Here is a 19,959-nt window from a genome sequence, read left to right as displayed (position 1 = left end):
GCCTCGCCACTGATAGGCGGACATAGTGGGACAGCACGGTCTCGTCCCCGATCTTGTGGACCGGACCGCGGCACTTACCCTCAGCGCGCATCGTTACCATGCGTGGACGCACATTCCGACGACCACTGACGACGACGAGGGACGGGCGAGCGCGTGGCCGAGGCGGCAGACTTCCAGGGGATGACTCCCTCACCTGCCCGCCGCTGGCTGCGGCGCACCGGGGCGCTGCTGGCCGCGGCCCCCCTGCTGGCCGGCTTCTGCCAGCTGCCCGTGGCGCCGTCCGCGCACGCGGCCGAGCGCAGCGCCGCAGCGGAGGTCTCCGGTTCCCGTACGGTCGGTGTCTCCCTGGACACGCTCAGCCCTCGCGTGCCCTCCGAAGGGGACACGCTCACCGTGTCCGGCCGGATCGTCAACAAGGGCAAGCAGACGATCACCGGCGCGCACGTCGGTCTCCGGGTGGGCCCGACGATGGGCGGTCGCTCGGCGATCGACGACGCCGCGCAGAGCAACCCGTACGCCGGTACGGACGTCGGCGGCAAGTACGTCGCGAAGTTCGCCAAGCTGGCGCCGGGTGTCCCGCAGACCTTCAGCATCTCCGTCCCCGTCGACAAGCTGCCCCTCTCCTCCGACGGCGTCTACCAGCTCGGTGTCACGCTCACCGGCCGGACCGCCGCCGCCGCGTACGACCAGATCCTTGGCATCGAGCGGACCTTCATTCCGTGGCAGCCCGAAGCCGCAGACACGAAGACCCGGACCACCTACCTCTGGCCGCTCATCTCCACCTCCCACATGACGGCCGAGACGGGTTCGAACGAGCAGCAGACCCCCGTCTTCAAGGACGACGACCTGGCCGCGGAGCTCGCCCCCGGCGGGCGCCTGCAGCAGCTCCTCTCGCTCGGCAAGAACCTCGACGTCACATGGGTCGTCGACCCGGATCTGCTGGCTTCCGTCGACGCGATGACCCGCAGCTACCGCGTCCAGGTGAACGGCTCCAGCACGGCGACCACGGCGGGCACGCACCAGGCGGTGGCCAAGCAGTGGCTCGCCGAGCTGGAGAAAACGGTCGAGAACGAGGAAGTCGTCGCTCTCCCGTTCGCCGACCCGGATCTGGCGTCGCTGGCCCACAACGGAAAGACCGCCACCGGGTCGCTCAGCCGCCTCAAGGACGCCACCACAGTGGCCGCGACGACGGTGGAGTCGATCCTCCATGTGACCCCCAGCACGGACTACGCCTGGCCCGCGAACGGCGCGATCGACCCCTCGATCGTCAAGGTCGCCACCTCGGCCGGAGCCGACACGGTGATCGCCCGCAGCGACAGCCTCAAGGAGGCCGGAAGCCTTCCGTACACGCCTTCCGCGGCGCGTCCGATCGGCGGCGGCACCACGGCGGTGGTCGCGGACGCCCGTCTGTCGACGGCGTTCCAGGGCGACATGACGGTGGCGGACAACTCCACCCTCGCCGTGCAGAAGTTTCTCGCTCAGAGCCTGATGTTCTCGCTCCAGGTCCCGGACAAGCAGCGCAGCGTCGTGGTCGCCCCCCAGCGCATGCCGACCTCCAGCCAGGCCCAGGCGATGGCACAGGCGCTGACGGCGCTCCAGGACGGAAACTGGTCCCAGTCGGCGGATCTGTCCGCGGCCACCAAGGCCAAGCCGGACGCGGGCGCCACCACGCGGGTCCCGTCGGCGGGGTCGTACCCCTCCTCGCTGCGCAAGCAGGAGCTGCCGCAGACGGCCTTCGAGCAGATCGAGCGCACGCAGGACGACCTCGACAGCTTCCAGGTGATCCTCGCGGACAAGTCCCGCGTGGCCACCCCCTTCGGACGGGCCATGGACCGGTCGGTGTCCACGTCCTGGCGCGGCCGCAGCACCGACGCGACGCTCTACCGCGACGGTGTGGAGGCGTACCTCACCCTGCTCACCGAGAGCGTCGGACTGATCGAGAAGTCCGAGGCGAAGCTGTCGGGCCGCAGCGCCACGATCCCCGTGACGGTGCAGAACAACCTCGTCCAGGGTGTCGATCACCTGACGCTGCGCCTGACCTCGACCCAGCCGAGCCGCCTCAGCATCGGCGACGGCGCCTACGACGAACAGCCGGTCACGGTCTCGGGCGGGCACAGCCAGTCGGTGAAGTTCACCACCAACGCGCACGCCAACGGCCGGGCGGGAGTCGTCGCCCAGCTGTTCACGGAGGACGGCCGGCCGTACGGTCCCGAAGTCGCCTTCGACGTGAAAGTCACCGAGATCACCGCCACGGTGATGCTGGTCATCGCCGGTGGTGTTCTGCTGCTCGTGCTCGCCGGATTCCGGATGTACACCCAGCGCAAGCGCGCGGCTGCCCGCCAGACCACGCAGGAATCCGAGAACGCCCAGGCGGACGGCGAGGACGAGGACGCGGACGCTCCCGAAGCATCCGAAGCCGAGTCGAGGGCACACGAGCCCGAGCACCCGAGTGACCCTTCACCGGACACCGCAGCGGAAATCACGGACCCGTCCGGCACTGGTGAGAGAGTGGACCGTTGAGCGATGTCGCGGCCGGTGGGCCCGGGGACGATGAGGTGGGGTAACCATGAACGCGCCGTACGACGGTGACCGCGGTCAGGGCGCGGGCGGCTCCGGCCACCCCGACGACCCGCCGCAGGGCCCGCCGGAGCCCGGCGAGGTGCCTCAGCAACCCGCACCCGACGTGTACCTCCAGGATGCCTACGCCCAGGATCCCTACCGGGCCCAGGATCTCGCCGCCCAGGACCCTGTCACCGAGGCCCTCTACGACCGCGCCGCGCATCCCCCGCCGCCGCCCGGCACCTACCAGCCCCAGCCCCCGCTCTACGCTCAGCCGCCCCAGTCCCCGTACGCCCCCGACCCGCGCGTGTGGGCCCAGACCCCGGCCCCCGAGCCGGAGGGCCCCACCCAGTACCTGCCGTACGGCGACGACCCCCGTACGACCCAGTTCGTGGGCGTCGACGACCTGGTGACCCAGGCCGGCGAGCAGCGACACGAGCCGGACGCCTTCGCTCATCTCTTCCGGGACCAGCAGCAGGGCGGCGCGTACCCGCCCGCGGGAGGTCCGCCCAGCGTGCCTTCTCCTACGCCGGAACCCGCTCCGGCTGCTGAGCCGCCTTCGACGCCCCCGCCCGCACCCGCGCCGGCGGCCGCGAAGAAGTCCGGTGGCCGGGCGTCCGGCCTGCTGAAGTCCAGCGCGGTCATGGCGGCGGGCACCATGGTGTCCCGCCTCACCGGCTTCATCCGCTCCGCGCTGATCGTCGCGGCGCTGGGCGTCGGCCTCCTCGGCGACACCTTCCAGGTCGCCTACCAGCTGCCGACGATGATCTACATCCTGACCGTCGGCGGCGGCCTCAACTCCGTCTTCGTACCGCAGCTGGTGCGCGCCATGAAGGACGACGAGGACGGTGGTGAGGCATTCGCCAACCGGCTGCTGACCCTCGTCGTCGTGGTTCTCGGCGCGCTCACCGCGCTCGCGGTGCTCGCCGCTCCGTTCCTGGTCCGCGTGCTGTCGACGCCGGTCGCCAGGGACGCGGCGGCCAACGACGTGGCTGTCACCTTCGCCCGCTACTTCCTGCCCACGATCTTCTTCATGGGCATCCACGTGGTGATGGGCCAGATCCTGAACGCGCGCGGACGGTTCGGCGCGATGATGTGGACCCCGGTCCTCAACAACGTCGTCATCATCGTGACGCTCGGACTGTTCATCTGGGTGTACGGCACCGCGGAGAACTCCGGCATGGAAGCCGCGACGATTCCGCCGGAGGGCGAGCGGCTTCTCGGCATCGGTGTTCTGCTCGGCCTCGTCGTCCAGGCACTCGCGATGATCCCGTACCTCCGTGAGACCGGTTTCCGGCTGCGGCTGCGCTTCGACTGGAAGGGCCACGGGCTCGGCAAGGCGGCGATGCTCGCCAAGTGGACCGTGCTCTTCGTCCTCGCCAACCAGGCCGGCGCGATCGTCGTGACCCAGCTGTCCACCGCGGCGGGCAAGGACTCACCGGTCGACGGCACCGGCTTCGCGGCCTACGCCAACGCCCAGCTCATCTGGGGTCTGCCGCAGGCCATCATCACGGTCTCCCTGATGGCCGCCCTGCTGCCGCGGCTCTCGCGTTCGGCCCATGAGGGCGACAGCGGCGCGGTGCGCGACGACATCTCCCAGGGTCTGCGTACGACCGCCGTGGCGATCGTGCCGATCTCCTTCGGCTTCGTCGCGCTCGGCATCCCGATGTGCACGCTGATGTTCGGCTCCTCCGGGACCAGCGAGGCGACGAACATGGGCTACATGCTGATGGCCTTCGGCCTGGGCCTGATCCCGTACTCCGTGCAGTACGTCGTGCTGCGCGCCTTCTACGCGTACGAGGACACCCGGACCCCCTTCTACAACACGGTCATCGTGGCCGCCGTCAACGCCGGGGCCTCGGCGCTCTGTTTCTTCCTGCTTCCCCCGCGTTGGGCGGTGGCGGGCATGGCCGCGTCGTACGGTCTTGCCTACGCGATCGGCGTCGGGGTCGCGTGGAGTCGGCTGCGCAAGCGGCTGGGCGGCGACCTGGACGGTGGCCGGGTCCTGCGCACATACGCACGGCTCGGTATCGCGTCGGTGCCGGCCGCACTGCTCAGTGGTGCGGCCTGCTACGGAATCGGCCACACACTGGGACAGGGCGTCGGCGGCTCGTTCGCCTCCCTGCTCGGCGGTGGTGTCGTACTGCTCGGTGTCTTCTACGTCGCGGCGCGGCGGATGCGCATCGAGGAGCTGAACGGAATGGTCGGCATGGTCCGCGGGCGCCTTGGGCGCTGAGACCGGGGTAGGCGCACAACCATCGTGCGCGACCGCGTGTCGTGCATAGGGGCGGACTGTGGGCACAATTGGCTTTGGCGTCGGACAGCGCGCAATGGATGGGGAGGCAGGAACGACGGTGGTGGAACGGAGCACGGCTGCCGTCGACGTGGCAGACAACAGCGGCGACGAGCCGCTGACCGCGAAGGCGGACCAGTCCACGGCCGACGGGGTGGCCCAGAACCGGGAGCGGGACACGGACAGCTCGGAGAGCGAAGAGGAACAGGGGAGCGGGGGGAACGAGAGCCCTGGCAGGACCTCGCCGCCCGAGCTGCACAGCGGTCACAAACTCGCCAGACGCTACCGCCTGGAAGAGTGCGTCACCCGTGTGGACGGTTTCAGCAGTTGGCGTGCGGTGGACGAGAAACTCCGCCGCGCCGTCGGTGTGCACTTGCTGCCCGCCGACCATCCACGAGCGCGCTCCGTCCTGGCGGCGGCCCGTTCTTCCGCCCTCCTGGGTGATCCCCGGTTCGTCCAGGTCCTGGACGCGGTCGAGGAGAACGACCTCGTCTATGTGGTGCACGAGTGGCTGCCTGATGCCACGGAGCTGACAGCGCTCCTGGCTTCCGGCCCGCTGGAGGTGCACGAGGCGTACCAGATGGTCAGCCAGGTCTCCCAGGCGATGGCCGCCGCACACCGTGAGGGGCTGGCGCATCTGAAGCTGACCCCTGGCGCCGTGCTGCGCACCTCGTCCGGACAGTGGCGCATCCGCGGCCTCGCCGTGAACGCGGCGCTGCGCGGCATCAGCTCGGACACTCCGCAGCGCACGGACACGGAGGCGATCGGCGCGCTGCTGTACGCCACGCTCACCCAGCGCTGGCCGTACGAGGACGACGCGTACGGCCTCTCCGGGCTGCCCAAGGGCGTGGGCCTCATCGCCCCCGACCAGGTACGGGCAGGTGTGCACCGGGGCCTTTCGGAGCTCGCGATGCGCGCACTCGTCAACGACGGCGCGACCGCTTCCCGCCAGGAGCCTCCGTGCACCACGCCGGAGGAGCTGGTGAAGGCGGTCGGCGAGATGCCTCGCATCCGGCCGCCGGAGCCCGCGTTCACGGCGCCGCCGGACTACCAGCGCACGACGTACCAGCAGGGCAACTACGGCCGCCCCTCGTCCCACCCGGGGGCCACCCAGCCGGTACCGACTCCCCTGCCTCCGCTGCAGACCCGTACCGGCAAGGCACTCAAGTGGGCGGTGTCCGCCCTTCTGATCGCCGCACTCGGTCTCGGCAGCTGGCAGCTCGCGGACGCGCTCATGGACCGCGGGAAGTCCGACGACACCGGCGACACCCAGACGACGGACGGGAACGACAAGAGCGGCGACAAGGTGAAGCCGGTCAAGCCGATCACCATCGAGGGCGCCGAGGAGTACGTCGCGAAGGGTTCGGCCCAGGCGGCGGGGGACGTGGCCAAGACCTACGACGGCGACAGCTCGACGTACTGGCGGAGCAAGAGCTTCCTGGACGGTCCGGAGATGAACCCGGCCTACAAGCCGGGCGTCGGCATCGTCTACGACCTCGGCTCGAAGCAGGAGATCTCGGCTGCCTCGATAGGTCTCCGGTTCGGCGGTAACCACACGACGGTTTCGCTGTACGCGACGGATTCCATGAGCTCCTCGACGTCGCTGAGCTCGATGCAGAAGCTCGGGACCCTGACAACGAGCGGAACCACCGCGAAGGTGAAGGCCGACAAGAAAGTGAAGACCCAGTACGTGCTGGTGTGGTTCACTGCGCTGCCGTACGCGCCCGGTGACCAGTTCAGCGACGCCGGGTACAAGCAGGCCGTCACCGACGTGAAGTTCACCGGCTGAGTATCCACCGGAGGGGGAGGGGGTTCGATGGCGGACGGCGCCGGGTTCAGCGAAGTGAGCGATCAGGACCTCCTCGCCCGTCATGTGGAGGGCGATCCCGACGCCTTCGGCGAGATAGTGCGGCGTCACCGTGATCGGCTCTGGGCGGTGGCGCTGCGGACGCTGGGCGACCGCGAGGAGGCCGCTGACGCCGTCCAGGACGCCCTCGTCTCCGCCTACCGGGCCGCCCACACCTTCCGTGGCCAGTCGGCCGTCACAACGTGGCTGCACCGGATCACGGTGAACGCCTGCCTGGACCGCGCGCGCAAGGCGGCTTCCAGGAGGACGTCCCCCGTGGACGACACGGAACGGCTCGAACAGCTCCTGGAGCCGCACGAGTCGGCCTCCGCTCCTGCCGAGCGCAACGATCTGCACCGTGAACTGCTGGAGGCGCTGGGCACTCTGCCTCCCGATCAGCGGGCAGCCCTCGTCCTGGTGGACATGCAGGGCTACCCCGTGGCGGAGGCCGCCAGCCTGCTCGATGTGCCGACCGGCACGGTCAAGAGCCGCTGCGCGCGTGGCAGAGCCAGACTTCTCCCGCTGCTCAAACACCTGCGTACGGACAGCGGGAGCGACAGAGCGAGCAAGAAGTCGGGTGAGGGACGGAACCGCACGCAGGGGGCATCCGTCCCACCCGCAGCGGGAGAACACGATGGACCAAGCGATTCAGCTGCTGTGAAGGGCGGAGGTGGGCGAGCGTGACATCCACGACCGACAAAGCCGGGCACCCGGACGTCGAGGAGATCTCCGACCTCACCGAAGGTCTGCTCCCTCCCACCCGCACGGCGGACGTGCGACGGCATCTGGACGACTGCGCGCTCTGCGCCGACGTCTACGACTCGCTGGAGGAGATCCGGGGCCTGCTCGGCACGCTGCCGGGTCCGCTCCGCATGCCCGACGATGTCGCGGGACGTATCGACGCCGCTCTCGCCGCCGAGGCACTGCTGAATGCCACGGTTCCCGAAGACGACGTCACAGGCGCCCTCGCGTCCGTCGGCGCTTCGCGCCCCCTGGCCGATGAGAGCGACGGCGACGGCGGGCATGTTTCACGTGAAACATCGACTGCGGCAGACCGTCCCGCCGGACGCCCCCGCGCCGCCACCGGCCCGGGCCGCGCGAACCGCCCGCGTCGTGTCCGCCGTAGGACTGCGGTCCTGAGCGCCATGTTCACTGCCGCCGCGCTGGGACTCGGCGGTCTCCTGTTCCAGTCGCTGGGCAACAACGCCTCGGACAATGACTCCCCGTCGGCGTCTCCCCAGCAGAGCGACTCCGCGAATACCTTCGCCGAGGGCAAGCTCAAGGGCCAGGTCGCGGATCTTCTGAACAAGGCCGACAAGAAGAAGGACGGCGGCCCTCGCACCTCCAACCCGTACGGCACCCAGTCCACTGAGGGGCCGCACATCCTTAATACGCCCTCAGTCCCGGTTCCCGGGTGCATCACACAGGGAATCGATCGAGACGCAGAACCGCTCGCCTTCAAGGAAGGCTCCTACGAGGGCAAGGACGCGTATCTCGTGGTGCTGCCCGACGTCTCCGACACCACACGCGTCACGGCCTACGTCGTGGACTCCGCCTGTGTGGACAAGCCGTCGATCTCCGCCGGCAAGGTTCTGCTGGAGCACTCCTACGCGCGGAGCTGAGCGAGCCCGGCTCCTCCGCGGACCGTCCTGAGCACCTCTGTGCCACCCCTGGCGTCCCCGCGCGGTGACGCGTCTTCGTGTGCCCGGACACAGCGGGAATGCGCGCCCCTTAGGATCCGTTGGGTGGGGTGAGAGTTCTGAGAGAGGCTCCCACCAGTCGTACGAAGCAGTCTCCAGAGACGAGGAATCATTCCGTGAGCGACGTCCGTAACGTGATCATCATCGGCTCCGGGCCCGCCGGCTACACGGCGGCGCTCTACACCGCGCGCGCGTCGCTTAAGCCGCTGGTGTTCGAGGGCGCCGTCACCGCAGGCGGTGCGCTGATGAACACCACTGAGGTGGAGAACTTCCCCGGCTTCCAGGACGGCGTCATGGGCCCCGAGCTCATGGACAACATGCGTGCGCAGGCCGAGCGCTTCGGTGCCGAGCTGGTACCGGACGACATCGTCGCGGTCGACCTCAGCGGTGAGATCAAGACCGTCACGGACACGGCGGGCGCCGTGCACCGCGCGAAGACGATCATCGTCACCACGGGCTCGCAGCACCGCAAGCTGGGTCTGCCCAAGGAGGACGCCCTCTCCGGACGTGGCGTCTCCTGGTGCGCGACCTGTGACGGCTTCTTCTTCAAGGACCAAGACATCGCCGTGATCGGCGGCGGCGACACCGCCATGGAGGAAGCGACCTTCCTCTCCCGGTTCGCCAAGTCCGTGACGATCGTCCACCGCCGCGACACCCTGCGCGCCTCCAAGGCGATGCAGGAGCGTGCCTTCGCCGACCCGAAGATCAAGTTCGTCTGGGACAGCGAGGTCGCCGAGATCCAGGGCGACCAGAAGCTCTCCGGTCTGCAGCTGCGGAACCTGAAGACCGGCGAGACATCCGAGCTGCCCGTCACCGGCCTGTTCATCGCGATCGGCCACGACCCGCGCACCGAGCTCTTCAAGGGCCAGCTCGACCTGGATGGGGAGGGCTACCTCAAGGTCGAGGCACCCTCGACCCGCACCAACCTGACGGGTGTCTTCGGCGCCGGCGACGTCGTCGACCACACCTACCGCCAGGCGATCACCGCGGCCGGCACCGGCTGCTCCGCCGCTCTCGACGCCGAGCGCTTCCTCTCCGCCCTCGCGGACGGCGAGGCCGCCGCGGAGCCCGAGAAGACCGCTGTCTGACCCCCTTCCCGCCCCACCGCACCAACCAGTTAAGGAGCCCGCCGTGGCCGGCACCCTCAAGCACGTGACCGACGATTCCTTCGAGCAGGACGTTCTCAAGAGCGACAAGCCCGTCCTGGTGGACTTCTGGGCCGCTTGGTGCGGTCCGTGCCGCCAGATCGCTCCGTCCCTCGAGGCGATCGCCGCCGAGTACGGCGACAAGATCGAGGTCGTCAAGCTCAACATCGACGAGAACCCGGGTACGGCCGCCAAGTACGGCGTCATGTCCATCCCGACCCTGAACGTCTACCAGGGTGGCGAGGTCGCCAAGACCATCGTCGGTGCCAAGCCGAAGGCCGCGATCGTGCGGGACCTCGAGGACTTCATCGCCGAGTAGTTCGGCAAGCCGCCCACAGCAGGCGGCGATGTTTCACGTGAAACACGGATGGGCCAGCCCGGAAGGGCTGGCCCATCCGCATGTACGGCAGCTGGCGCATACGCCTTGTGTACGGCCACTGGCGCAGGCGCCTTGCCGACGGACCCGAGAGCACGCGCCTACAGCGGACGCAGCACCGGCTCCTTCTGTACTGCCCCCAGCAGCCGGTCGAGCGCCAACTCCACGTCTTCCTTCCAGGAGAGCGTCGTACGCAGCTCCAGGCGCAGTCGCGGGTACGTCGGGTGCGGCCGGACGGTCTTGAATCCCACGGCCAGGAGATGGTCGGCGGGCAGGACGCAGGCCGGCTCCTTCCAGCGGGCGTCCCCGAAGGCCTCGATCGCCTTGAAGCCCCGCCGGAGCAGATCCTTGGCGACCGTCTGGACCATCACACGTCCAAGTCCCTGCCCCTGAAAGCCCGGTGTGATGAAGGCCGTCATCAGCTGGACCGCGTCAGGGGAGACCGGACTCGTGGGGAAGGCCGTCGCCCGCGGCACATAGGCGGGCGGTGCGTAGAGCACGAAGCCCGCCGGTACGTCGTCCACGTACACGACCCGGCCGCAGGAACCCCATTCGAGCAGGACGGCGGAGATCCACGCCTCTTTCTCCAGCTCGGGTGTTCCTGCCTTTACCGCGGCCTGACCGCTGACTGGGTCCAGTTCCCAGAAGACACACGCGCGACAGCGCTTGGGAAGGTCCTGAAGGTTGTCCAGCGTGAGCGGTGCGAGCCGGCGCCCCATGAAGGCAGTTCCTCACTTTCCTCGCCCGCAGCGTCGCGAGCGGCTGTCAGAGCGCTCCGTTCCCTGAGCAGGCTGCCGACGAACCCGCCGACCGCGCCGAGCCCCAGGCCCGCGCCCACCAGTCCGGTCCGGCTCACCGTTCGCATGGCCCCTCGCCTCCCCACAAAAGGTGCTGCCAGGTGAATGCGCCATACCCGAACGCATCGTATCCACGATGAGATTCCATCGATACCGCCTGAAAGCAAAGAGCGGGCCGTGTTCCGGTACACACCGGACACGGCCCGCTCCGCTGGCCGGCCGGTCGAAATCGACCGGCCGACCCAGGCCTCAGGCTTCCGTCTCCTCGGAGTCGTCGTCCAGGAGGCTCTTCTGCAGAACCGGTCCCTCACCCGGGGCGAGCGAACCGAGGATGCGCTCAAGGTCGTCCATCGAGGCGAACTCGACGGTGATCTTGCCCTTCTTCTGGCCGAGGTCGACCTTCACCCGAGTCTCGAAGCGGTCCGAGAGACGGGTCGCGAGATCGCTCAGCGCCGGGGAGAGCCGTGTGCCGGCCCGCGGCCCCTTGGAGCGGGCGGCCGACTGCGGCCGCGAGCCCATGAGCGTGACGATCTCCTCGACCGCTCGCACCGAGAGCCCCTCGGCCACGATCCGGTGAGCCAGGCGGTCCTGCTCCTCCGAGTCGTCCACGGAGAGCAGGGCTCGCGCATGTCCGGCGGAGAGCACCCCGGCGGCCACGCGGCGCTGGACCGACGGCGACAGCTTCAGCAGACGCAGGGTGTTGGAGACCTGAGGGCGCGACCGGCCGATCCGGTCGGCCAGCTGGTCGTGCGTGCAGTTGAAGTCCTTGAGCAGCTGGTCGTAGGCGGCAGCCTCTTCCAGCGGGTTCAGCTGAGCACGGTGCAGGTTCTCCAGGAGCGCGTCCAGGAGAAGCTTCTCGTCATCCGTGGCCCGCACGATCGCCGGGATCGCGTCGAGCCCTGCCTCACGGCAGGCCCGCCAGCGCCGCTCGCCCATGATGAGCTCGTAGCGCGCCGGACCCATCTGCCGTACGACGACCGGCTGGAGAAGGCCGACCTCCTTGATGGAGGTGACCAGTTCCGCGAGAGCGTCCTCGTCGAAGACCTCACGGGGCTGGCGCGGGTTCGCGGTGATGGAGTCGAGAGGCAGCTCGGCAAAGTACGCACCGACCGGCGCCGACGGAGCCTCGCCGAAAACGCTCGCCGACGGCTCCTCTGTTTCATGTGAAACATGGGCCGCCGGAAGTGCGGCCACCTTGGCCGCCGCCACCCCGCGCTCTGCGGTGAGCACGGGCACGGCTCCCGGCGATGTGGACGCTCCGCCCATCGCGGGCGGTGCCGCCTTCTCTCCTGTCGGTGCAGCCGGGATCAGTGCGCCGAGACCACGGCCCAACCCCCTCCGTCGCTCGCTCACTGGATCCCCTCCACCATGCTCTGTTCGTTGTGTGCGCCCATGTGGGCATGCTGCGCGTCGTAGGCCACTCCGACTCCGCGCAGCGCGATCTCTCGTGCCGCCTCCAAGTAGGAGAGGGCACCGCTCGACCCCGGGTCATAGGTCAGAACCGTCTGACCGTAGCTGGGGGCCTCGGAGATACGGACCGAGCGCGGAATGCTCGTCCGCAGCACCTCATCGCCGAAGTGACTGCGCACCTCGTCGGCGACCTGGGACGCGAGGCGGGTCCGGCCGTCGTACATGGTGAGCAGGATCGTCGAGACATGCAGGTTGGGGTTGAGGTGCCCCCGCACCAGATCGACGTTGCGCAGCAGCTGGCCCAGGCCCTCCAGTGCGTAGTACTCGCACTGAATCGGGATGAGCACCTCTGCGCCGGCTACGAGAGCGTTGACCGTCAGGAGGCCCAGCGAGGGCGGGCAGTCGATGAGGATGTAGTCCAGCGGCTGCTCGTACGCCTGGATCGCCCGCTCCAGCCGGCTCTCTCGTGCCACCAGGGACACCAGCTCGATCTCCGCACCGGCGAGATCGATCGTGGCAGGTGCACAGAAGAGACCCTCGACATCAGGTACTGGCTGAACTACCTCGGAGAGTGGCTTGCTGTCGATCAGCACGTCGTAGATCGAAGGAACTTCGGCGTGATGGTCAATGCCCAGCGCAGTGGAGGCATTGCCCTGAGGGTCGAGGTCGACCACCAGGACGCGTCCACCGTGCAGAGCAAGCGAAGCGGCAAGGTTGACCGTGGTCGTGGTCTTGCCCACCCCGCCCTTCTGGTTGGCGACCACCATCACGCGGGTTTGGTCAGGCCGTGGGAGGCCCTCGCCGGCGCGGCCGAGAGCCTCCACCGCCAGTTGGGCAGCACGACCGATGGGAGTGTCGTCCATCGGGGGCGGTGTTTCACGTGAAACATCCTCCCCCATCGACTCGGTACGGGGACCGGGGACCGGATCGGTCATCGGTCCCGCGATGTTGGCGTCGGACCGCAAGGATTCACTCTCCTCGACTTCAGGCTCGCAATGAACAGAGCCTCCCATGTCTTCGGGGTCGTGAACCAGCGAGGCCCGTGGTTCTGTGGAGAAATCCACCTCTGTGGACAACTCCGTGCCCTCTCCGGGGGACGCATGGCCGCCACGAGAGGGTCTTTTGCCGAAGGATCCCAGGGATCCCAGAGGGTTTCGGTCGCGGGGTTCGGCCGCGGCGCGTCCGCGACTGATGATGCCGTGCAGCAGTGAGCGACGTTTCACGTGAAACACGATGCACAGCGCGCGCGACCACGACCGCGCGACACTCCGGCATGCGTAGGTTTGGCAGCTTGTGTGGAGTACGTCTCGTCGTCAGGACGGATCAGTCAACGAGTCCGTCAACAAGCCTCCGCCCCGACGACACACATCCCGAATGAGTCGCTCTCCTCGGGAATCGGTCAGCGACGCCTCCGGGTCCGCCCCGTCCGTGCCGCCTTCGCCCGCTTGGCCGCGAAGCGCACGCCGCCGGGGCTCTCCCCGACCTCGACGCGTACCACCGTGGCGAGAGGATCCACCACACCTTCACCGACGTGAAGCACGGAGATGTCCACCGCACCCAGCTTGCTCAGGGCAGCCCCGGCGTTCTTGACCTCTTCCTCCGCGGTGTCGCCCTTGAGGAGGAGCATCTCGCCGTACGGACGCAGGAGAGGCACTCCCCAGGCCGCGAGGCGGTCCAGCGGCGCCACGGCCCGCGCCGTCACCACGTGGACCGGAGGCAGCTTGCCAAGGACCTCCTCGGCGCGCCCACGGACGACGGTGACGTGGTCGAGACCGAGCAGCTCGACGACCTCGGTGAGAAAGTTCGTCCGGCGCAGCAGAGGTTCGAGGAGCGTGATCTTCAGGTCCGGGCGGACGAGGGCGAGCGGGATACCGGGCAGTCCGGCACCGGAACCGACATCGCACACCGTCACGTTCTCGGGAACGACCTCCGAGAGCACCGCGCAGTTCAACAGGTGCCGTTCCCAGAGGCGAGGCACTTCACGGGGGCCGATCAGACCTCGCTTCACTCCGGCGTCCGCCAGCAGTTCCGCGTAGCGGACCGCGTCCGCGAAGCGATCGCCGAATACCGCCCGGGCCTGCTCGGGCGCAGGGGGAAGCTCCGCTGCCTCCGTCACGGGGAACCGTCCTTCCGTACCGCTTGAGCGCACTGCGCGCTGACTACCAGGACTATCAGGAACCATCGGGGACTATCAGGCTGACAAAGTTCGGCCCCGCCTGCGAACACAGACGGGGCCGGAGAACGACGTGCTGGATCAGGCTGGGAGCACGACGACGAAGCGCTGCGGCTCCTCGCCCTCGGACTCACTGCGCAGGCCCGCGGCCTTGACCGCGTCGTGCACCACCTTGCGCTCGAAGGGGGTCATCGCCTTCATCTTCACGGGCTCACCGGAGCTCCTGACCTCGGCCGCGGCCTTCGCGCCCAGCTCGGAGAGTTCCTCGCGCTTCTTGGCGCGGTAACCCGCGATGTCCAGCATCAGCCGGCTGCGGTCCCCGGTCTCCCGGTGCACGGCCAGCCGTGTGAGCTCCTGGAGGGCCTCCAGCACCTCACCGTCGCGGCCGACCAGCTTCTGCAGGTCACGGCCGCTGGAGTCGCTGATGATCGAGACCGCCGCGCGATCGGCCTCGACATCCATGTCGATGTCGCCGTCGAGATCGGCGATGTCCAGCAGACCCTCGAGGTAGTCGGCCGCGATCTCGCCCTCCTGCTCCAGGCGGGTCAGGGTGTCGCCACCCTCAGGGGCAGCGGAGGTGGTGCCTTCCGTCACGGGATGGACTCCTTCTTACTTCTTGGACGGGGACTTGGGCCGCTGCGGGCCCTTGCGCTGTCCGGACTGGGCCTTGCTGCGGGTGCCACCGGACGCGGACTTGCCGCCCGCCGGCTTCGGGCCGGGCTTGGCGTCCTCAGGTTCGTCGGACTTGCTGAGCGAGGTCTTCGGCGCGGACTCGTCCGCAGCCTTGGGACCGCCATGAGGAGCAGCCGACTGACGCTGGGACTTGCTCTGCCGCTTGGGCTGCTGGCGCTTGGGGGCGGCGCCGCCCGTCGCCGGGGTGCCGTCCTCGGTCTCGACCACCGTCGAGGCCTCGCTCTTCACCACGGTGCCGTCGGCCTGGGCCGCCAGGCCCGCCTTGGTCAGGCCGTTGATGAACTTGCGCTCGAAGTCGTTGCGGTCGCGGCCCTTGGCCACGATGGCCTTGACGATGGCCTTCTCACCGCGGCCGCGCGTCTTGCCGTGGTGCGTGACGCGCTTGTGCAGGCGCTCCAGGTACGAGGCCTGAGCCTTGGAACCCGGCGTCGGGTTGTTGTGGATGACGTACATCTGCTGGCCCATGGTCCACACGTTGGTGGTCAGCCAGTAGACGAGGACACCGACGGGGAAGTTGATACCGAAGACGGCGAACATGATCGGGAAGACGTACATCAGCATCTTCTGCTGCTGCATGAACGGCGTCTTCACCGTCGTGTCGACGTTCTTCGTCATCAGCTGGCGCTGCGTGTAGAACTGCGAGAACGACATCAGGACGATCATGATCGCCGTGACGACGCGCACGTCGGTGATCGAGGAGCCCAGTGCCTGGACCTTGGCGTCGCTGTCCGTGAACTTCGCGGCCAGCGGAGCCCCGAAGATGTGCGCCTTCTGCGCACTCTCCAGCAGCCGGTCGTTGATCACGCCGATGGTGTCGTTCGACGCGATGCTGTTGAGCACGTGGTACAGGGCGAAGAAGAACGGGGACTGCGCCAGGATGGGAAGGCACGAGGAGAGCGGGTTGGTGCCCGTCTCCTTGTACAGCTTCATCATCTCTTCGGACTGGCGCTGCTTGTCGTTCTTGTAGCGCTCCTGGATCTTCTTCATCTCGGGCTGGAGCGTCTGCATCGCCCGGGTCGCCTTGATCTGCTTCACGAAGAGCGGGATCAGGCAGATACGGATCAGGATCACCAGGGACACGATGGACAAGCCCCAGGCCCAGCCCGTGTCGGGGCCGAAGATGGCGCCGTACACAGAGTGGAACTGGACGATGACCCAGGAAACGGGTGTCGTGATGAAGCTGAAAATACTGGCAATCGTGTCCACTAATCAGGCTCCTTGAGCATGGGACGGGGTCTCGGCGGCCGGGCTCGAGGGATGGTTGGACATACCGTGCCCCTCGGTGGCCGGTTCGGCGGCGGAGGTCCCGCCCTTGCGTGCACGCCAGGCGTTACGCAGCATTTCGTGCCACCGCGGACGCTTGCGCGGCGGGACATGGTCCACACCGCCCAGCGACCACGGATTGCACCGCAGGATGCGCCAGGCGGTGAGTGCCGTTCCCTTGATCGCACCGTGACGGTCGATGGCTTGGTACCCGTAGTGGGAACACGACGGGTAGTACTTGCACACCGGCCCGAGCAACGGGCTGATGGTCCACTGGTACAGCTTGATGAGAGCCAGCAGCGGGTACTTCATCGCGCGCCCCCTCCCAGTAGCCGCTCCAGGGCGGCGTCCAGGTCTCGGGCCAGCTGTGCATGGTCGGCGTCACCCGCACCGGGCAGCGCTCGTACGACTACCAGGCTACCGGGGGTCAGCAGAGCCACTCGGTCACGCATCAGATGGCGAAGCCGACGCTTCACCTTGTTGCGTACGACAGCCCCGCCCACGGCTTTGCTGACAACGAAACCCGCACGCGTCGGGGGAGCGCTCTCCCCAGGCGCGTGCGGGTCGGTTGCACCGCTACGTAGATGAACGACGAGAAGCGGGCGTCCGGCCCGGCGTCCTCGGCGTACTGCGGTCGCGAAGTCCTCGCGCCGCCTCAGCCGATGCTCGGTAGGCAGCACGTCATGACCTGTTGGTGATCAGGCGGACAGGCTGGCGCGACCCTTGCCACGACGGTTCGCGAGAATCGCTCGGCCGGCACGGGTGCGCATCCGCAGGCGGAAGCCGTGGGTCTTGGCACGACGACGGTTGTTCGGCTGGAAGGTGCGCTTGCTCACTCGGGGGCTCCAGAAGAAATCGGTAGTTTCGGGGTGCCGTCTTGGCTGTCACCGTGCGCCCACGAGTAGCTCGCTTACGCCCGAGTGCACCGCTTCCCGATCACTCTTCGCGATCTGTGCCCATCGGAGGCAGGCGGCAGCAGCCATCGACAACTCGACCTGGTTACGGTACGCGCGGCTACGCCATCCGGTCAAACCAGCGCTGCCCGGGAGACACTATCCACAGCCTGGGGACAACAACTTGAACCGCATGGGTCGCCCTGACTACCGTGGCTGGACTCCGGTTCGTTCCCTTCTCCCTGCTCCATCTCATTCGTGCCACCCGCCCCACCCTCAGTTCCAACCCAATCCGTCCCAGGAATCACACGTTCGTGGGACCCGTGAGAGAGCGTGCCCTGTGGCTGACGTACCTGCCGATCTTGCCGCAGTGTGGCCACGAGTATTGGAGCAACTTCTCGGTGAGGGGCGTGGGCAGGGTGTCGAGACGAAGGACGAGCACTGGATCAAGCGCTGCCAGCCGCTGGCACTCGTAGCGGACACCGCGCTGCTCGCGGTGCCCAACGAGTTCGCGAAGGGGGTCCTGGAAGGGCGCCTGGCGCCGATCGTCAGTGAGTCCCTGAGCCGAGAGTGCGGCCGCCCGATCCGTATCGCGATCACCGTCGACGACTCGGTCGGCGAGTCCCCGGCCCCGCCGGCGCCGCCCGCCCAGTCGCAGCAGCGCTACGAGGAGCCCGAGCGCCCCTCCGCGCAGGACCGTGACGGATACCGGGGATACGGCCGCCACCGTGCGAACGACCACATGGACGACCACCCGCAGGGCCGCCCCGACCAGCAGCAGCCCCGCGGGGACCAGCTCCCGACCGCCCGTCCCGCGTACCCCGACTATCAGCGCCCCGATCCCGGCGCCTGGCCGCGGCCCTCGCAGGACGACTACGGCTGGCAGCAGCAGCGGCTCGGCTTCCCGGACCGGGATCCGTACGCGTCGCCCTCGCAGGACTACCGGCAGCAGCCACCGGACCGCTCCCCCTACGACCAGCAGCGGTCCGACTACGAGCAGCAGCGGTCCGGGTACGACCAGCCCCGCTCCGACTACGACCAGCGCCCGGACCGCCGCGACCGCCGTCCCGAGCCGCCGTCGCAGCCCGGGACCGGGCATGTCCACCGCGGCGGACCCGTCGGCTCGAATCTGCCCGCCTCCAGTGGCGCCCCGGGTCCGCTGGCCGCGCAGCCGGCTCCCGCGGCCGGTCCCGGAGAGCCCACCGCGCGCCTCAACCCGAAGTACCTCTTCGACACGTTCGTCATCGGCGCCTCGAACCGTTTCGCGCACGCCGCCGCGGTCGCCGTCGCCGAGGCACCCGCGAAGGCGTACAACCCCCTCTTCATCTACGGAGAGTCGGGACTCGGCAAGACGCACCTGCTGCACGCGATCGGGCACTACGCGCGCAGCCTCTACCCGGGCACGCGTGTGCGGTACGTGAGCTCGGAGGAGTTCACCAACGAGTTCATCAACTCGATCCGCGACGGCAAGGGCGACAGCTTCCGCAAGCGGTACCGCGAGATGGACATCCTTCTTGTCGACGACATCCAGTTCCTGGCGGACAAGGAGTCGACGCAGGAGGAGTTCTTCCACACCTTCAACACGCTCCACAACGCGAACAAGCAGATCGTGCTCTCCAGCGACCGGCCGCCCAAGCAGCTGGTGACGCTGGAGGACCGGCTGCGGAACCGTTTCGAGTGGGGTCTGATCACCGACGTCCAGCCGCCCGAGCTGGAGACGCGTATCGCGATCCTCCGTAAGAAGGCGGTGCAGGAGCAGCTCAACGCCCCGCCCGAGGTGCTGGAGTTCATCGCGTCCCGGATCTCGCGGAACATCCGTGAGCTGGAGGGCGCGCTGATCCGGGTGACGGCGTTCGCGTCGCTCAACCGGCAGCCGGTGGACCTCGGTCTGACCGAGATCGTCCTGAAGGACCTGATCCCCGGCGGCGAGGACTCGTCCCCGGAGATCACCGCGCCGGCCATCATGGCGGCCACCGCCGACTACTTCGGCCTCACGGTGGACGACCTGTGCGGCTCCTCGCGCAGCCGCGTCCTGGTCACCGCACGCCAGATCGCCATGTATCTGTGCCGCGAGCTGACCGACCTCTCGCTGCCGAAGATCGGCGCCCAGTTCGGCGGCCGCGACCACACGACCGTCATGCACGCCGACCGGAAGATCCGCGCGCTGATGGCCGAGCGCCGCTCCATCTACAACCAGGTCACCGAACTCACGAACCGCATCAAGAACGGCTGACAGCAGCGGCCGTACGTCGCTGAGGGCGCCCCGGGACACGTTCCCGAGGGCGCCTTTCGTCGTTCCGGCACGCCTCCGAAGGCGCCTCAAGCCGCCCTCACACGCCTCCGAAGGCTGCTTCCGCCGCTCTCACAGGCCTCCTGAGGGCCCTCTCACTGTCCTCGTTCAGCCCTCAACCGCCCTCGTACGACCCTTCCGGACGCGTCTGGAGTCGCTCCGCCGACACCCGAAGACCATCCGCTGTTCGAATACGCGCCCTGGTTACGGCCGCCCTCCACAGATTTGGGGACTTTCTCGCGTCCACATCCTGGGGACTGCGAAGTTGTCCAGATCGTGTCCACAGGGTGTGCTGCTGAAAGAGCATCAGACCAGGTCAGCAGGTTGTGGATTCGTGGACGAACGATCTCCACAGACTGTGGACGACGAGATGATCCACAGGGTGTGCAGAAAGTTGTCCACCGGCAGCCCACAGGCTGGGGACGGTTGTCCCCAGCGATCCTCGGCTTCTCCACACCGCTGTCCACTGTTCGGCAACGTGACGCGCCTCCTCACCGTGTCGAGTGAAAGGCGTCACACGA

General features: G+C 68.3%; 17 protein-coding genes. 8 read left to right on the top strand and 9 right to left on the bottom strand.

Annotated features, from left to right (window positions below):
* Positions 1 to 153: 153 nt before the first annotated feature.
* The 7 genes from ACN20J_RS25170 (at position 154) to trxA (ending at position 9,862) form a co-directional block, all read left to right on the top strand.
* The gene (locus ACN20J_RS25170) at positions 154 to 2,520 is read left to right on the top strand and encodes a DUF6049 family protein (protein WP_419666860.1); all 2,367 of its coding nucleotides are present in this window, start codon (positions 154 to 156) and stop codon (positions 2,518 to 2,520) included.
* A 46-nt stretch (positions 2,521 to 2,566) separates the two neighbouring features.
* Positions 2,567 to 4,795, top strand: coding sequence for a murein biosynthesis integral membrane protein MurJ (murJ, locus tag ACN20J_RS25165; protein WP_189841530.1), 2,229 nt, complete (start codon positions 2,567 to 2,569; stop codon positions 4,793 to 4,795).
* 118 nt (positions 4,796 to 4,913) lie between these two features.
* Positions 4,914 to 6,641: a protein kinase family protein gene (locus ACN20J_RS25160; RefSeq protein WP_189841529.1), complete on the top strand. Its 1,728-nt coding sequence runs from the start codon at positions 4,914 to 4,916 to the stop codon at positions 6,639 to 6,641.
* Positions 6,642 to 6,668: 27 nt separating this feature from the next.
* On the top strand, positions 6,669 to 7,382 hold the full coding sequence (gene sigM / locus ACN20J_RS25155) for an RNA polymerase sigma factor SigM (protein ID WP_189841528.1): 714 nt from the start codon (positions 6,669 to 6,671) through the stop codon (positions 7,380 to 7,382).
* Entirely contained in the window at positions 7,379 to 8,320 is a 942-nt protein-coding gene (locus tag ACN20J_RS25150; RefSeq protein ID WP_419666859.1) for an anti-sigma factor family protein, read from the top strand. The genes sigM and ACN20J_RS25150 overlap by 4 nt, the downstream gene beginning before the upstream one ends.
* Before the next feature lie 194 nt (positions 8,321 to 8,514).
* Positions 8,515 to 9,486: a thioredoxin-disulfide reductase gene (trxB, locus tag ACN20J_RS25145; RefSeq protein WP_419666858.1), complete on the top strand. Its 972-nt coding sequence runs from the start codon at positions 8,515 to 8,517 to the stop codon at positions 9,484 to 9,486.
* Between the two features lie 43 nt (positions 9,487 to 9,529).
* Positions 9,530 to 9,862, top strand: coding sequence for a thioredoxin (trxA, locus tag ACN20J_RS25140; protein ID WP_143641354.1), 333 nt, complete (start codon positions 9,530 to 9,532; stop codon positions 9,860 to 9,862).
* A gap of 158 nt (positions 9,863 to 10,020) precedes the next feature.
* Here trxA and ACN20J_RS25135 read toward each other — a convergent pair whose 3' ends face one another.
* The 9 genes from ACN20J_RS25135 to rpmH form a co-directional block, all read right to left on the bottom strand.
* Entirely contained in the window at positions 10,021 to 10,638 is a 618-nt protein-coding gene (locus ACN20J_RS25135; protein ID WP_189841525.1) for a GNAT family N-acetyltransferase, read from the bottom strand.
* A gap of 327 nt (positions 10,639 to 10,965) precedes the next feature.
* Positions 10,966 to 12,069: a ParB/RepB/Spo0J family partition protein gene (locus tag ACN20J_RS25130; RefSeq protein ID WP_359844670.1), complete on the bottom strand. Its 1,104-nt coding sequence runs from the start codon at positions 12,067 to 12,069 to the stop codon at positions 10,966 to 10,968.
* Entirely contained in the window at positions 12,066 to 13,139 is a 1,074-nt protein-coding gene (locus tag ACN20J_RS25125) for a ParA family protein (RefSeq protein WP_079052842.1), read from the bottom strand. The genes ACN20J_RS25130 and ACN20J_RS25125 overlap by 4 nt, the downstream gene beginning before the upstream one ends.
* Before the next feature lie 386 nt (positions 13,140 to 13,525).
* Positions 13,526 to 14,242, bottom strand: a complete 717-nt coding sequence (rsmG, locus tag ACN20J_RS25120) for a 16S rRNA (guanine(527)-N(7))-methyltransferase RsmG (RefSeq protein WP_189841523.1) — start codon at positions 14,240 to 14,242, stop codon at positions 13,526 to 13,528.
* 138 nt (positions 14,243 to 14,380) lie between these two features.
* The gene (locus ACN20J_RS25115; protein WP_055611477.1) at positions 14,381 to 14,893 is read right to left on the bottom strand and encodes a protein jag; all 513 of its coding nucleotides are present in this window, start codon (positions 14,891 to 14,893) and stop codon (positions 14,381 to 14,383) included.
* A 15-nt stretch (positions 14,894 to 14,908) separates the two neighbouring features.
* Positions 14,909 to 16,198, bottom strand: coding sequence for a membrane protein insertase YidC (yidC, locus tag ACN20J_RS25110; RefSeq protein WP_189841522.1), 1,290 nt, complete (start codon positions 16,196 to 16,198; stop codon positions 14,909 to 14,911).
* A gap of 3 nt (positions 16,199 to 16,201) precedes the next feature.
* A complete protein-coding gene (yidD, locus tag ACN20J_RS25105; RefSeq protein ID WP_055611475.1) occupies positions 16,202 to 16,567 on the bottom strand; it encodes a membrane protein insertion efficiency factor YidD in 366 nt (121 codons plus the stop codon).
* A complete protein-coding gene (gene rnpA, locus ACN20J_RS25100) occupies positions 16,564 to 16,935 on the bottom strand; it encodes a ribonuclease P protein component (protein WP_079052841.1) in 372 nt (123 codons plus the stop codon). The genes yidD and rnpA overlap by 4 nt, the downstream gene beginning before the upstream one ends.
* Positions 16,936 to 16,953: 18 nt before the next feature.
* On the bottom strand, positions 16,954 to 17,091 hold the full coding sequence (gene rpmH / locus ACN20J_RS25095) for a 50S ribosomal protein L34 (RefSeq protein ID WP_006381191.1): 138 nt from the start codon (positions 17,089 to 17,091) through the stop codon (positions 16,954 to 16,956).
* A 397-nt stretch (positions 17,092 to 17,488) separates the two neighbouring features.
* On the opposite strand from rpmH, the gene dnaA reads away from it, so the two are divergent.
* Positions 17,489 to 19,381, top strand: a complete 1,893-nt coding sequence (gene dnaA / locus ACN20J_RS25090; protein WP_419666857.1) for a chromosomal replication initiator protein DnaA — start codon at positions 17,489 to 17,491, stop codon at positions 19,379 to 19,381.
* Positions 19,382 to 19,959 lie beyond the last annotated feature (578 nt).

It is taken from the genome of Streptomyces sp. 2-1 (assembly GCF_048564895.1).
Classification (GTDB): Bacteria; Actinomycetota; Actinomycetes; order Streptomycetales; family Streptomycetaceae; genus Streptomyces; species Streptomyces phaeochromogenes.
This window is presented reverse-complemented; position numbering and strand designations above follow the sequence as displayed.

Coding starts and splice junctions, on each gene's coding strand:
- murJ (WP_189841530.1), top strand. CDS start 2,567: ATGAACGCGCCGTACGACGGTGACCGCGGTCAGGGCGCGGGCGGCTCC.
- sigM (WP_189841528.1), top strand. CDS start 6,669: ATGGCGGACGGCGCCGGGTTCAGCGAAGTGAGCGATCAGGACCTCCTC.
- ACN20J_RS25135 (WP_189841525.1), bottom strand. CDS start 10,638: ATGGGGCGCCGGCTCGCACCGCTCACGCTGGACAACCTTCAGGACCTT.
- ACN20J_RS25125 (WP_079052842.1), bottom strand. CDS start 13,139: ATGGGAGGCTCTGTTCATTGCGAGCCTGAAGTCGAGGAGAGTGAATCC.
- yidD (WP_055611475.1), bottom strand. CDS start 16,567: ATGAAGTACCCGCTGCTGGCTCTCATCAAGCTGTACCAGTGGACCATC.